We start from the raw sequence: 14097 nt of genomic DNA on the forward strand, positions 1-14097 counted from the left end.
GCATCCACCTCGGAACTCCGTTCATCCACCTTTGAACCGGATGCATCCACCTCGGAACTCCGTTCATCCACCTTTGAACCGGATGCATCCACCTCGGAACTCCGTTCATCCACCTTTGAACCGGATGCATCCACCTCTGATACTCAAAATCCCCACTCCTTACTCCCCGCGTCTTCTTCATTTCCTAGTGCAGACGCGATGAATCGCGTCTCTACAAAGTCCTTAATTACTCAACTACGCGAAAACGAACAATGTAACCTGCGGACGGTGTTAATTTTTGATCAATTTGAGGAATTTTTCTTTGTTTACACCGAACCTGCACAACGGAAGCAATTCTTTGAGTTTCTGGGAAAGTGTCTGAATGTTCTATCGGTAAAAGTTATCTTATCGCTGCGGGTAGATTACATCCATTACTTGCTGGAGTGCAATGATTTGCCCAGCCTGAAGATTATTGGCAATGACATTCTCAGTAATAATGTGCTTTACAAGTTGGGGAATTTCTCACCTGCTGATGCGAAGTCAATTATTCAGCGTTTAACTGAAAATACTAGTTTTCACTTAGAGGATGTTTTAGTTGAACAACTGGTGCAAGATTTAGCCGGAGAATTGGGTGAAGTTCGTCCCATTGAGTTGCAGGTTGTGGGGGCGCAACTGCAAACGGAGAATATTACAACTCTGGCAGAATATCGGCAACGTGGTACTAAAGACGAATTGGTTAAGCGTTATTTGAATGAAGTTGTTAATGATTGCGGTGAAGAAAATCACCAAGCAGCAGACATATTACTGTATTTGCTGACGGATGACAAAGGAACTCGCCCGTTAAAAACTCGCGCTGAGTTGGAACGCGATTTGATCCCGTACTTGTCGGAGATCCCCCCAACCCCCCTTAAAAAGGGGGGCTTAGTTTCTTTAACCCCCTTTTTAAGGGGGTCGCCGCAGGCGGGGGGATCAGAAGCTAGGGCGGAACAAGCTTCTGAAATCAGTAAATTAGATTTAGTGTTAGAAATTGTTGTCCAATCTGGCTTAGTAGTTTTGCTACCAGAGAACCCGGCTGACCGTTATCAACTGGTACATGACTACATCGCCGCCTTTATTCGCCAGCAACAGGAACCGAAGTTAAAGCAGGTAATGGCGGAACTGGAAAAAGAACGAAAAGAAAGAAAACTGAGTGAAGCAAAACTGAATAGCTTTCTCAAACGCGCCCTTTTTGGTTCTAAAACCGCAGGTTTAGGATTTGCTGTTTTAGCAGCCGCAACATTCCAGTGGGCAGTAGAGGCAAATGTTAATCAAATTAGCGCCATCAATAATTCTTCAGAAGCCTTTGCTGTCTCTGAAAAATATCCAGATGCTTTAATAGCAGCCTTAAAAGCAGTTAGCAAACTCAAGCATACACTTTGGGCACAGCACAGAAGCGATACCCGAATGCAAACTGTAGCAACTTTACAGCAAGCGGTTTATTTAAAGCCCAACGAGAAGAAAGAAAATCGTGCGATCGAGGTGAATACTTTAGAAGGTCATAGCAAAGAGGTCAATAGCGTCGCCTACAGCCCCAATGGACAACAGTTAGCTTCTGCAAGTGATGACAAGACAATAATTTTATGGGATTTGGATTTCGATAATTTATTGCTCAGTGGTTGCAAGTTGCTAAATAATTACTTCATTGGCCATCCAGAAGTATTAGAAGAGTTGCAATCATGCCAAACTCCATCCCGTAAGGCGCAAGGGGCGACAACGTTAGTCATCCAAGGTGAGAAGTTAGCGCGAAATCATGATATTAAGGGCGCTGTGGAAAAGTTTGGCAAAGCACAGCAGTGGGATAATAAATTAAAGTTTGATTCCCAGGCAAAAGCGAAAGAGTTGGCGCAAGGCAAGGTTGAATCGCAATAGAACTCACGTTAACCTTGGTTGATCAAGTCTGGAAAAGATGACAGGTATAAGTTTGAAGAGAGTAGACTTCTTGCATAAATCAGAAATAAGAACCCCACCCCGCCAAAGCTACGCTTTGTCTCCCCTCCCCGCAAGCGAGGAGGGGACTTTTGCAAGAGGTCTAGTCAACTTGATGAAAATTTGAACAAATATCGTATTTTAGTTCGGGTTCCCTAAAATTAAGTACCCAGAAACCTATTAAAACGAGATAATAATAAACTCACACCACCCTTAGCTGTTGTCCCATCAACCATTACAGAAGTTGTTCTGACTTGGTTTAGGTAATTCACTTCACAGTCACAGGGTCGAATTTTGCAAGTAGTTCTGAACCAAATCATGAAAACATCTACTGAATTGCTAACTCGTCTGGACTATTACTACCAGCAAATCAAGACAATTATTCTGACTCGGCAAAATCCGATTACTGGTTTACTACCTGCGAGTACAGCGATTACAGCCCACGGCGATTATACTGATGCCTGGGTGCGAGACAACGTTTACAGCATTTTGGCAGTTTGGGGTTTAGGACTTGCATACCGCAAGATTGACGACGATGAGGGACGCACTTATGAACTAGAACACAGTGTCATCAAACTGATGCGCGGGTTGTTGTTTGCAATGATGCGACAGGCTCATAAAGTAGAGACATTTAAACATACTCAGTCGCTACTAGATGGACTGCACGCCAAATATAATACCGCGACGGGCGACATTGTTGTGGGTGATGACGAATGGGGACATTTGCAACTTGATGCCACATCTATATTTTTACTGATGTTGGGGCAAATGACGGCTGGCGGATTGCAAATAATTTATACGATTGATGAAGTGAATTTCGTCCAAAACTTAGTTTACTATATTGGACGAGCTTACCGTACCCCAGATTACGGCATTTGGGAACGCGGTAATAAAATTAATCGTGGTAGTGCTGAGTTAAACGCCAGTTCCGTAGGTATGGCAAAAGCTGCTTTAGAAGCTATCAACGGACTGGATTTGTTTGGTGTGCGTGGTAGTCAAGCATCGGTGATTCATGTGCTACCAGATGAAATCGCCCGCGCTCGGATTACTTTAGAATCCTTATTACCGAGGGAATCTGGTTCCAAAGAAATTGATGCAGCGCTGTTGAGTATTATTAGTTATCCTGCCTTTGCAGTGGAAGATTTGCAGTTACGCGATCGCACTTTAAACGATATTATCAACAAACTCGCAGGTAAATACGGCTGCAAACGCTTTCTGCGTGATGGACACCAAACCGTTTTAGAAGATCATCAGCGCTTACACTACGAACCGTGGGAACTCAAGCAATTTGAGCATATTGAATGCGAATGGCCGTTATTTTTCACTTATTTAGTTCTAGATGGATTATTTCGCGGCGAACAAGAACAAGTTAAAAAATACCAAGAGCTTTTAGAAGCATTACTTATAGAACAAAATGGTTTGCGTTTATTGCCAGAACTTTATTATGTTCCAGCCGAAAACATAGAAGCAGAAAAGTTAGCACCCCAAACGCAACCACGTTTGCCCAATGAAAATATTCCTTTGGTGTGGGCGCAAAGTTTATATTTTCTTAGTGAAATGTTGAGTGAAGGGTTAGTCGCGGTTGGTGATATCGACCCTTTGGGGAGACATTTGTGTGTGGGAAAACAGCGCGAGGCATTGGTACAAATCGCTTTATTAGCAGAAGATGAAGATTTACAGACGAAACTAGAAGTTCACGGAATTGAAGCACAAACGCCTACCCAAGTAGAACCGATTCAGGTGAGAAAAGCTGGAGAATTTTCCGCTATTTATACCCAAATTGGACGTAACGATAAACTTGGTTTAACTGGGCGTCCAGTGCGGCGGCTGCGGAGTTTAACAACATCTAGAATCTTTCGGATTCGCGGCGAAACAATTGTATTTTTGCCTGCATTTTCAGATTCTCAACAGTTTTACTTAACCCTTGATTACCATTTTCTCCTGGATCAAATTAGAAGCGAACTAGCTTACATTCAAAAATATTGGAACGATTTAGGGCGTCCTACTTTGACTTTAATGTTGACGCATACCATGTTAGAAATCGGTTCGGAAGCATTATTAGAACTAATGCAAGAACTGAAAGATGGTGTTTGTAACGGTGTGCGGGTGAAATTAGGGCGGCTAAATCAGCTAATGCTGACAGCTGGAATCCAAAGAATTGATTTTCTGCCAAATGCAGAATTTTTGCGATCGCCAGTGAAAAATGCTGGGCTACGTTGCTATTACCTAGCTTATCATCCTGAGAAAAACTGGCGCTTAAGAAATACTCAAGAATTTCAGATGGAGTATGAAACCAACTTGGAATTATTACTTTCTTGTTTACGTGCATCAGAGAATATCTACGAGCAAATTGAGTTATTGCAAACTTTAACTCGCTTGCAGGGAATGGAATTTGATACGGGGTATGGTGGCCCAGGATATCCTGTCACCGTAGCTGATTTACTAGATGAAGTTTATACCAAAGCTGGAGATTTAGGCATTTGGGCAGTAGTGCGTCGGGCTGCGGGGTTACGGCAAATGGTTGATATCAGCCTATCAGATGCAGTGACGAGTATTTTGGTGCGAGGTAAGCAAATTGCTGTAGGTAAAGCTTACAGTGAGGCATCCTTGATTACCGTCCCCATGCCCCACGATGAAATTGCCGATAAAATTAATCATTTTTGTCGTGAGGATATCCGCGATCGCGTCCTTACCCAAGAGATTTTAATCTATCTTGGTATCTTAATTCACTCGGAACCGGAATTATTCCAGGGACTACTAACGCTGAGAGTCGGGTATCTCATCCTATTGATAACTAGCGAACTAGCGCAGGAATTGGATGTTACTCAAGATGAAGCATACGATCGCTTAATGCAACTTTCGCCCTTTGAAGTGAAAATGCGCTTGCGTCAGGTATTAACTCGATATACTGGCATGAGTAACCTGTTGCGCCAGCAAGAATCACTGCATGTCAAGCAAAAAGAAAGTGATATTGCTTGGGTGGTGTTACCAGTAATAGGAGAAGGAATAGAAGTCCCGCCAGACGGTTGGCCGCGGTTTCGTCAAGCCGAGGGTGCGACGGGGCGCGTACCAAAAGAATTTTTTAAGCAAGTTTGGCTATTAATGCAACATTGCAAGGGTCTAGTAATTGGCGATAAACTAGAGCGCCGCAATCGTTTAGATAGTGAGATAATGTTGTCGGAAATGACAGCTGGCGAAAGAAATTTTGCTCTGTTAGTTGAGCATTTGCTGAATAAAATCGAAGCACCAGAATATCGCCAAGTTAATATTGAAGCATTAAGAGAATTAGCTGCGATCGCTGCCAATAATCCTAAGTTGCAAATTGAAGAATATATTGTGTTGGATGTGTTGATTGGACATGCGGTGCGATTAGCATGGTTAGAACACCATCCCGATAGAGGCGATCGCTATGATGAGGATAAGGGGAGTGCGTGGCGATCGTTTTACAACACTTCTCCTAGAGATTGCGCTAGTTATATTTTGAAGGCTTTCCGGTTCTTGACGGAATTTGTGAAAGATTTTTAACGCAGAGGGGCGCAAAGGGAAACGCAGAGGAACGCAGAGGATGAGAGAGAATGAGTTGAGTGGGGTGATTATTGGTTGTGCGATGAGGGTGCATACTGCTTTGGGGCCTGGTTTGTTGGAGTCGGCTTATGAGGTGTGCTTGGATTACGAGTTGAAGGAAGCCAGATTCAATGTTGGTAAGCAAATTCCATTGCCTTTGGTTTACCAAGATGTGCAATTGGAATGTGTTTATCGATTAGATTTGATAGTCGAAAACCAAGTAATTGTAGAGATTAAATCTGTAGAATTCTTCCACCCGATTCACTCCGTTCAACTCTTAACCTATCTCAAACTCGCAAACTGCAAACTAGGTCTTCTTCTCAACTTTAACGTTCTCCACCTCAAAGAAGGTATCAAACGCGTAGCCAACAACCTCTAACTCCCCCTCCGCGTTCCTTTGCGTTTCCCTCCGCGTTCCTACCCTACGGGAAGGCGAAGCGCCTATGCGTTTAAAATCTACTTAACAGAAACAGCATCAACATCAATAGTGCTTGCAGTGGAAGTAGAAGGCTCAGTAGTATCAGCTGCTTCAGTACCCACATCACCACTCACATCACCCTTACGAGCTTTCCAGCCCTCAATTACTAGCCCAGACACCTCACTAACTAGCAGGGTCAAAAGGAAAACATCATCAATCTGTCCCACAACGGGTATAAAATCTGGGAGAACATCAATTGGGCTGACCAAATAGACCAATGTTCCTAAAATTACCCACCAACGGTACTTGGGGTTACGAAGGACATTGCGATACCAAGTGTAAAGTGATTGGATTGAAAATTTCATATTTTGAACCTCCAGTTATCTTTAATTTTGACAAATAATCCTAAAAACTTCCGGTGGGAATAACCGCCCTAGTTAGTCTGGAAGACGCTACTCGTAATCTGTCACTAAATACCTACTCTGTGATTCTGCACAAGAGTCTAGTAATTGCCTGACAACAAATAATGTTGATTATGTATTTTAGAAGGGAATCCTAGTTATATAAGTCTAAAGTTTCGCCTCTTTAGTGTAAATTTATTTGCTTTTCAAAAGGCGAAGCACTAACGCAGGATGAAACCTACCGATGAAGAAGCATGACTTTGGCATATCTAAAATCCCCCTACAGATGGTTCTGATTATTCCCTTTGTATTACAAATAATTTGGAGCGGTGGGTTTAGTAGGTTATTTGTCATTTAAAAATGGACAGAAAGCCGTCAACGACTTGGCAGAACAGTTGATGGATCGAACTAGCAATATAGTAGATCAACATTTAAATTCTTATTTATCTATTGCCCATAAAATGAATCAAATTAATGCTGATGTCATTCAGATGGGGTTATTAGATGTGCGCGTTAGGCATCGCAAAACTGTGGGAAAGTATTTCTTAAAACAAATGCAGGCTTATGACCTAACCTACATCGGCATCAGGCTGACCACAGGTGAAGGCATAGGAGGCGCCCGCTACGATGGCAAAACTGTGACGATTGATGATTGGAGTGCCAAGCCTCCGAAAAATTCCTACAACTACGCCACAGATGACCAAGGCGATCGCACTCACGTTAATCTTATTTCTGATTGGAACAACTTCAACCAAACTTGGTACACCGAACCTGTAAAAGCTGGTAAACCCATCTGGTCAAGGATTTTCACGTATAAGTTCTAGCAAATGCGATCGATGCTTTAGACGAAATAAACGCCAATCGCACCTATCAGGAGATCGAAGCAAATCCCAGCCAGATTAGCATCCGCACCTCAATGAGCAATTCGCAGTCGGTGGAAATTGCGTTGGCGAAGCTCGCCGTTCGCGAAGCGTCTCGTTGGCGCAGCCTCTCGTAGAGAAGAGAAGGCATCGCGGATAATGCCGGGGGAATGCCAGAAGAGGTGAAAAACCGCATCTTCAATCTTTTCTTCACCACCAAACCTGTAGGCAAAGGAACAGGTATGGGCATGGCAATCAGCTATCAAATTATCACCGAAAAACATGGTGGTAAATTGGAATGTTTTTCTACTCTTGGTGAAGGAAGTGAGTTTGTCATTCAATTGCCTACCCAGCAGCAAGTTTCTACAGCAGTCTAAGTCAAATACGCCATGCTTACACTGTCTTTTTAGATTTTCGAGAAATTTATATTTTAGAAGTCCCTCATTTTGGATTAATCTCTAAAATTAAAATGCTTCAGCATATTTGCTCTAGTCATGGAGGGAGGAAACTTAAACAGTGGATATTTTAGATTTATTTTATAAGGGCGGACCAGCGATGTGGCCTTTGCTGGTTCTCTCGATTCTGTCTTTGAGTGTGATTTTCGAGCGTTTGTGGTTCTGGTTGCGAATGTTGACTCAGGAAAAGCAAATAGTTGTTCGCATCCTCAATGCTGCCCAAGATAATTGGGAAGTAGCTGCGGACATTGCTAGCAGGGCAAGCCATCAGCCTGTGGGGCGTTTTCTCTACGCCCCTCTACGCTTTGCTAAAACTGATGCAGAAACCTTTCGACTAGCACTGGAGGCTACAGCAGAAGATGAATTGGCTGGAATGCGGCGGGGCGAAAAACTTTTAGAAGCCGTGATTGCCCTAGCGCCACTCCTGGGATTGTTGGGCACGGTTTTGGGTTTAATCCGCGCTTTGCGATCAATTCGGATTGGCGATTTAGGAACTGAATCTACGGCTGGGGTGACTACTGGTATTGGTGAATCACTGATTGCTACGGCAACTGGGTTAATAGTTGCCATCATTAGTTTGGCATTTTACCGCCTATTTCAAAGTTTTGTAGTTAACCAAGTCAAAGTTTTTCGGAAGGCAGGGAATGAGATGGAATTGCTCTACCGCCAGTCTCCGCCTGATTTTAGTAATAGAACATCAGCAATTGTGCCAGAAAATTTCACTCCACCCCGCAAGCCAGGAAAGACTAAGTTTTCTGAAACTCCTGAACCCCCGAATACACCTAATTAATAGTTAAGAATTCAACCCTCAAACCAGGTGTTAGAGTGAGACAATGAAAGTTAATCTACATACTCCAATTGAAGAAGTCCAAGTTCAAATCATCCCTTTAATTGATGTTGTTTTTTGTATCCTGACGTTTTTTTTGTTAGCAGCTTTGCAATTTACGCGGCAACAGGCAATAAATGTTGATTTGCCCAAAGCCAGCCCCAGTTCAGTATCTGGGATAACCTCACAAAGTGGAAGTCTGATTGTAACTATCGATGCCGTTGGCAATACTTACATAGAAAAACAGCCTGTAAAACGGGAGGATTTGCGAGAGAGGTTAAAACAGTATCTCCAACAAAATCCCAGTGCCATTGTGGTACTGAATGCTTCCCGGACAGCAACTTACAATGATGTGATTGAGACATTAGATTTGCTCCGGCAAGTCGGGGGCGATCGCGTTTCTTTGGGAATTATTCCTGGGTCATCTCAACCACCCACAGACTTACTTAACCAGCCTGCTATTCCGTCATTTCCAATCAATCCTGGTGCATCAACACTTCCAGGTATTAATCCCGAAGGGAATCTTACCCCTAATTTTCCCTTAGCACCTAATTCCGTACCCTTCCCCACGGTAACTGGTCAACCTCCAACTGGGCAAGGCATCAGTCCTGGTATTTCTAACCCACCAGCATCCCAAGCCCCTGTAGCACCCAAACAAACCCAACCTACTCTTAAAAAATGAGATCGGGAGCAGGGGAGAATTAAAATCTCCCCACTTCCCTTCAAGCTCTTTCCCAAACCTAAAGATATCTAAAATAAAATTCGGTTAGAGAAAAATTTCCTGCTAATTTATAGATAATTGGTTGAGCTTTAAAGATTTTTCCAGCGATAAACTAAAGTAATTTATCACCAATTGCCATTCACGTTTCAGGGGTTGTGGCATGAATATTGTGACGCTTTTAATTGTTTGGGTAGTAACAGCTATCAGCCTGCTGATAATTAGCAAATTACCTCTGGGAGTTGAAATTGACACTCCAGGTAAAGCTTTCCTTTCGGCTGCAGTGCTTGGTATTGTGACAGCAATAGTCAGACCGATTTTAAGCCTCGTTTTTGCAGTACCAAATTTACTCACATTGGACTTACTATCCAGTATTTTCACATTTATGATTGCCGTGGTTTGTTTTAGTATTGCTGCTTGGTTAGTAGACGGCTTTTACTTACGTTACGGGATTTGGAGTGCTGTTATCGGAGCATTTACGCTGACTATAATTAACAGCTTAATCTACAGATTATTAGGCGTATAAAGTTAGGAGTAGAGACGCGATTAATCGCGTCTGTACAAGAGTTAGGAGTTATTAGACATAGGAGTGAAAAAGAATGTAGAGACGTAGCACTGCTACGTCTCTACAAGGGTTCTGGGTAACGCATATTTAATTTCTGGAGATGTCTATTAACAATTCCTCACTCAGAACTCCTAACTCATCACTTTCATCTCCTAACTATTCGTTGGAACTTGGGGGAGCAACTGGGGTAGTTGATTGTTGTTTACGTTGCTCGCGTTTTTTGCGATCGGCTGAGAGCATATCTGCCATCACTACCAGCGCTTGCGCCATCTTATCTAGGTTAGAACGGTATAGCTCTAAATCCTTGTTGAGTTTGTCTTCAGAGAGGTGCAAGCCAGCAGCGATCGCTTTCAGCGCCTCAGTGAGTTGTTTTTCATCTTTAACTAATTCGGGATCTGACAGTTCCAATAACGAAAATACACCAATTGCAAACAAACGGTTGTATTTAAAGTTAGGATTGTTGGCGATCGCTTGCAGGTATCCTTGCAAGTCAGCATCTCGATCTAAGTGAGTAGTTTGACCTAGCCACGCAATTAAATCTTTAACTGGCAAACCTTTAGCTACAGTTTGCAATCTTTCGGCATCCTGTCGATAGCGTTGCGGATCGTTTTCTATAGCCCGACATAGGGCATTAAAAATTGATTCTTGATCTCGTTCTGGTTGATAGCCTTCCATGAAGCGGTCAAAGGTAGTGACGACACCCAAGGCATAAATCGGATTGTAGCTAAAATCGATATTTACTGATAGCAGATGCATTTCCACCATCAATTCTTCTACTACCCGACGATAAATAGTGTTGATCGGACGGGTGTGAAGATTGTAGAAAGTTCGCTTTGTATCAGAGACAGTACGGACGTTATTCACAAAGAAAAACAGAATGTTAAGGGCGACGTATCTTTATTTTCACGCTTAAAGGCTAGTTTGCCAAGTTGAGCTTTTAGCTGGCGACGGTTTCATTTACAATATAAGACAAATCAGAAGTACTTTATCAGCTGCTAGCCAGAGAGGATAAGACCTTTTCCCCTAAAAAACTAGCCAAAAATTCTCATCCTTAATGATTCGTTTATTGCACTTATGAACTTCTCGCCACAGTTAATTGCTTTAGGTGAGTACCTAGCTGGTGAATTTGATAATCGAGAACAAGCGATCGCAGAACCAGCTTGGTATGTCCACCTCCGCCTGTGGCAAAGACCAGTTAATCTGTTTACAGAAGATAGCATTACCCTGTTTGCTGAACAGGCTAACGTTATTAATCTAGATCAACCTTATCGCCAGCGAATTATCCGGTTGCGTCAGGGGAGCAACTCTGACGCAACTGTGGAAGTACAATACTATATGCCTCAAGATCCAGGTGCATTAAGAGGCGCAGGCCATAACCCTGCCCTACTCAACACACTGACACCCGAACAATTAGATTTACTACCAGGTTGCATCCTAACAGTTACCCAGGAAACACAAGCGTGCGATCGCTATAAGTTTACCGCTACCCCACTACCAGAAACTCGTTGCAGCTTTACTTATCTTGGTAATAGCGTCTATGTTTCCTTGGGATTTGAAGCAACTACGGCAGAATTTCACAGCTACGACAAAGGAATTGATCCAGCAACTTCAAAAGCAACCTGGGGAGCGATTATGGGGCCTTATCGCTACACCAAGCGAAACCAGTATTCAATAAGATAAACTGATGACTCATGAGTTTTGAATTAACTCCTCACTCCTGTACAGACGCGATTAATCGCGTCTCCCTTAACTCCTGTACAGACGCGATTAATCACGTCTTTCTTAGCTGGCGATGCTACGAGGTACACCTTCTAAAGCTTCCTCTTCCGTTTCAAAGATTTCAAAAACAGTATCCATCATCGTCACTTCAAACACGAGTTTGGCTTCTGGATGTACATTAGAGATGCGAAAACTGCCCTTGACTTTATCAGCATCACGCATTCCAGCTACCAAAGACGTAAGACCCGAACTATCAATAAAATTGACCAGAGCCAGATTTACAACTACATGGCGGCTGAGTTTTGAAATACACTCCTGTAACTTCAGGCGAAATTGCCAAGCGGTGGTAATGTCTAGACGACCTGCTGGCGTCAAGACAATAACCGTGTTTCCGTCTTGGGTTGTGTAACTTTTTTGGTCTATATGAATCACTAAAGCCCTCCCCGTGGCATTCCTTTTCAGATTAACTAGTGACAGAATTTTCTAATGCTGTCACTTGAGATTAACAAGCTATAGCTAAATTTGTCACCTTTTTCTGTTAAGTGCTTACCTTTAGTAGTTGAACTAACCAAAATAGTGCTGAGTAGCAATTTTTAATGGGGAGTGGGGAGTGGGGACAAGGGGGACAAGGGGGAATTATTGAACAAGTCTCTCCATTGTCTCCCCCCTCTTCCTTGTCTCCTTTGTCTCTTCTTCATGCCCCATGCCCGATTTTCAAGTCACTATTGAGGTGGTGTCCAATTTATCCAATCTTGGGGCTTGAGGAAGGTTTCATATAACTCGGCTTCGGGGGAATTGGGTTCTGGCTGATAGCCGTATTCCCAGCGCACTAAGGGAGGTAGGGACATGAGAATTGATTCAGTGCGTCCGTTGGTTTGTAGACCAAAAATGGTGCCTCGGTCATAAACCAAGTTAAATTCTACATACCGTCCCCGGCGGTAGAGTTGAAAATTCCGTTGGCGATCGCCATATTCTATCCCATGTCGCCGTTCTACAATTGGTACGTAGGCTGGTAAAAATGACCGACCACAGTCTTGCACAAAGGCAAACAAATCTTCCCAATTGCGGGTTGCTGGTGTTCCCACCTGGTTGCTATAAATAGCCGCTTCCCCATTGGGATTTGGCCCGCGATATAAACCACCCTCACCATCTTGGTAATCAAAAAACAGGCCACCTACACCCCGCGTCTCGTCACGATGCTTTAGGTAGAAATATTCATCACACCACCGCTTAAACACTGGGTAATACTCTGGATGGTGTTGGTCACAAGCCTGCTTTAATGTTTTGTGTAAATGTGCCGCATCTTCAGCAAAGGGGTAATAAGGTGTCAAGTCAATACCGCCACCAAACCACCACACTGGACCCGCTTCAAAGTAGCGATAATTTAGATGAACTGTCGGCACGTAAGGATTTTGAGGATGTAATACCATTGAAGTACCCGTGGCATAAAAGCCATGCCCTGCTGCTTCCGGGCGTTGGGTTAAAATTGAGGGCGGCAAATGCTCTCCCCAAACTTCGGAAAAACCTACACCTGCTTGTTCAAATATTGCACCATCACGGAGAATACGCGATCGCCCTCCACCCCCTTCTGGGCGTTCCCAACTGTCTTCAATAAACTTGCTCACACCATCCAGGTTTTCCAGCCTTTGACTAATTTCATCTTGCAACTGTTGCATAAACTGGCGGACTCTAGTCTGAGCGTCAATTCCTGGCAAAGACTTGGATGATGCTGCTACAGTTGGTGTTTGCGAGTTGGTCAACATAGATTCCCGAACCTAAATTACAATTTCCAGAAAGCCACAAATTTCTTATCTTCAAATCTGGGTGAAACACGCGCCAACAATCAAGCTCTATTTGCCCAACCCGCTTTTTTATTACTGGTTAAGCATTTATACGATTGATGGGCATCACTAGAGTTATTTTCCCTCAAATGCGTATACGCTTATATATTGACTGAGCTTTTTTTTAATTTTTAATGGGAATATTTTAGCTTGACCAGCAAGAAGCCTCTCACCTACCCGAAGGGAGGTGATGAGATGAACTGCGAGTGAGTTGACGACAGTTTTACGACCAATGCCGTTAGGCGTTCGCGGTAGCGTCTCGTAGAGAGGGAGGAAAACATGGAGGAAACGAGCAAAATATTTTGATAGAATAGATTTGGTTAACTTCACCCTATTGGTGTCTGATAAGCCTCTGTCCAGTAGCATTCCGATTATTGGCAAGCGACTCCGTTGCACAGCATAGAAGTAAGTAGGCACATCTTGATTAATACAAATCACCTCCGGGTTTGTCCTATAGTGCGAATAAGCACGCCAGTTGCTACAAGCCGGGGAACCCGCCCAACGCACTGGCTCCAGCATCTCATCCAGGACAGTAAAATTTGTAGGGTACAAGGTAAGAAATTTACAGTCTGCGGTAGGGCATTCCGTGGACTTAAAACAAAGCTCATCGCCTACGCACAGCAATAGCTGGATTGGATGAGAAGCCTACACTGTATGCTTGCATCAGTGTAGGAGTATGTCACTATAAACACTAGACTTTAGTGGTAACCTTGAAATATCAACGGTTTGACTGTCCGGCTCAAAACTTCTTTGCCATATTCCTATATTGGCTGTTGGCATCTTTGC

14 protein-coding genes are annotated in these 14097 nt (G+C 43.3%); 9 read left to right on the forward strand and 5 right to left on the reverse strand.

The window, feature by feature from the left end; all coding sequences use genetic code 11:
• The 3 genes from V7K15_RS15555 to V7K15_RS15565 all read left to right on the forward strand — a co-directional run.
• Window positions 1-1887 (forward strand): WD40 repeat domain-containing protein (locus V7K15_RS15555; RefSeq protein ID WP_334906393.1); only part of this gene is annotated, 1887 nt, incomplete at its 5' end.
• Between the two features lie 375 nt (window positions 1888-2262).
• Window positions 2263-5469 (forward strand): glycoside hydrolase family 15 protein, encoded by a 3207-nt coding sequence (locus V7K15_RS15560; RefSeq protein WP_334906395.1) that lies wholly within the window; start codon window positions 2263-2265, stop codon window positions 5467-5469.
• A 40-nt stretch (window positions 5470-5509) separates the two neighbouring features.
• Complete coding sequence (locus V7K15_RS15565; protein WP_334906397.1) at window positions 5510-5887, forward strand: GxxExxY protein; 378 nt, start codon at window positions 5510-5512, stop codon at window positions 5885-5887.
• A 77-nt stretch (window positions 5888-5964) separates the two neighbouring features.
• Here V7K15_RS15565 and V7K15_RS15570 read toward each other — a convergent pair whose 3' ends face one another.
• Window positions 5965-6291 carry a YkvA family protein gene (locus V7K15_RS15570; protein ID WP_334906399.1) on the reverse strand — a complete coding sequence of 109 codons (327 nt, stop codon included), beginning with the start codon at window positions 6289-6291 and terminating at the stop codon, window positions 5965-5967.
• Window positions 6292-6674: 383 nt separating this feature from the next.
• Between V7K15_RS15570 and V7K15_RS15575 the strand changes: the two genes are divergently transcribed.
• The 5 genes from V7K15_RS15575 to V7K15_RS15595 all read left to right on the forward strand — a co-directional run bounded on the left by V7K15_RS15575 (window position 6675) and on the right by V7K15_RS15595 (window position 9712).
• A complete protein-coding gene (locus V7K15_RS15575) occupies window positions 6675-7151 on the forward strand; it encodes a hypothetical protein (protein ID WP_334906401.1) in 477 nt (158 codons plus the stop codon).
• 185 nt (window positions 7152-7336) lie between these two features.
• Window positions 7337-7564 (forward strand): sensor histidine kinase, encoded by a 228-nt coding sequence (locus V7K15_RS15580; protein WP_442949680.1) that lies wholly within the window; start codon window positions 7337-7339, stop codon window positions 7562-7564.
• A 139-nt stretch (window positions 7565-7703) separates the two neighbouring features.
• Window positions 7704-8432 (forward strand): MotA/TolQ/ExbB proton channel family protein, encoded by a 729-nt coding sequence (locus V7K15_RS15585; protein ID WP_334906406.1) that lies wholly within the window; start codon window positions 7704-7706, stop codon window positions 8430-8432.
• A gap of 43 nt (window positions 8433-8475) precedes the next feature.
• Window positions 8476-9150 (forward strand): ExbD/TolR family protein, encoded by a 675-nt coding sequence (locus tag V7K15_RS15590; protein ID WP_334906408.1) that lies wholly within the window; start codon window positions 8476-8478, stop codon window positions 9148-9150.
• Window positions 9151-9349: 199 nt separating this feature from the next.
• Entirely contained in the window at window positions 9350-9712 is a 363-nt protein-coding gene (locus tag V7K15_RS15595) for a phage holin family protein (protein ID WP_334906410.1), read from the forward strand.
• A gap of 195 nt (window positions 9713-9907) precedes the next feature.
• Here the strand turns inward: V7K15_RS15595 and psb29 are convergent, their stop codons facing one another.
• Window positions 9908-10615: a photosystem II biogenesis protein Psp29 gene (psb29, locus tag V7K15_RS15600; RefSeq protein WP_334906412.1), complete on the reverse strand. Its 708-nt coding sequence runs from the start codon at window positions 10613-10615 to the stop codon at window positions 9908-9910.
• Between the two features lie 210 nt (window positions 10616-10825).
• Here psb29 and V7K15_RS15605 point away from each other — a divergent pair, with 210 nt between their 5' ends.
• On the forward strand, window positions 10826-11431 hold the full coding sequence (locus tag V7K15_RS15605; protein ID WP_334906414.1) for a chromophore lyase CpcT/CpeT: 606 nt from the start codon (window positions 10826-10828) through the stop codon (window positions 11429-11431).
• A gap of 102 nt (window positions 11432-11533) precedes the next feature.
• On the opposite strand, the gene V7K15_RS15610 is transcribed toward V7K15_RS15605, so the two are convergent.
• The 3 genes from V7K15_RS15610 to V7K15_RS15620 all read right to left on the reverse strand — a co-directional run bounded on the left by V7K15_RS15610 (window position 11534) and on the right by V7K15_RS15620 (window position 13863).
• On the reverse strand, window positions 11534-11902 hold the full coding sequence (locus V7K15_RS15610) for an STAS domain-containing protein (protein WP_292830645.1): 369 nt from the start codon (window positions 11900-11902) through the stop codon (window positions 11534-11536).
• Window positions 11903-12192: 290 nt separating this feature from the next.
• Window positions 12193-13233 (reverse strand): oxygen-dependent coproporphyrinogen oxidase, encoded by a 1041-nt coding sequence (hemF, locus tag V7K15_RS15615; RefSeq protein WP_334906416.1) that lies wholly within the window; start codon window positions 13231-13233, stop codon window positions 12193-12195.
• A gap of 153 nt (window positions 13234-13386) precedes the next feature.
• Window positions 13387-13863: a hypothetical protein gene (locus tag V7K15_RS15620; RefSeq protein ID WP_334906418.1), complete on the reverse strand. Its 477-nt coding sequence runs from the start codon at window positions 13861-13863 to the stop codon at window positions 13387-13389.
• Between the last annotated feature and the right edge of the window lie 234 nt (window positions 13864-14097).

This window comes from Nostoc sp. (assembly GCF_036919815.1).
Lineage (GTDB): Bacteria > Cyanobacteriota > Cyanobacteriia > Cyanobacteriales > Nostocaceae > Nostoc.

Bases quoted from the DNA above. Each gene is read 5' to 3' on its own strand.
- V7K15_RS15560 (WP_334906395.1), top strand. From the start codon at position 2,263: ATGAAAACATCTACTGAATTGCTAACTCGTCTGGACTATTACTACCAG.
- V7K15_RS15565 (WP_334906397.1), top strand. From the start codon at position 5,510: ATGAGAGAGAATGAGTTGAGTGGGGTGATTATTGGTTGTGCGATGAGG.
- V7K15_RS15570 (WP_334906399.1), bottom strand. From the start codon at position 6,291: ATGAAATTTTCAATCCAATCACTTTACACTTGGTATCGCAATGTCCTT.
- V7K15_RS15590 (WP_334906408.1), top strand. From the start codon at position 8,476: ATGAAAGTTAATCTACATACTCCAATTGAAGAAGTCCAAGTTCAAATC.
- V7K15_RS15595 (WP_334906410.1), top strand. From the start codon at position 9,350: ATGAATATTGTGACGCTTTTAATTGTTTGGGTAGTAACAGCTATCAGC.
- V7K15_RS15605 (WP_334906414.1), top strand. From the start codon at position 10,826: ATGAACTTCTCGCCACAGTTAATTGCTTTAGGTGAGTACCTAGCTGGT.
- hemF (WP_334906416.1), bottom strand. From the start codon at position 13,233: ATGTTGACCAACTCGCAAACACCAACTGTAGCAGCATCATCCAAGTCT.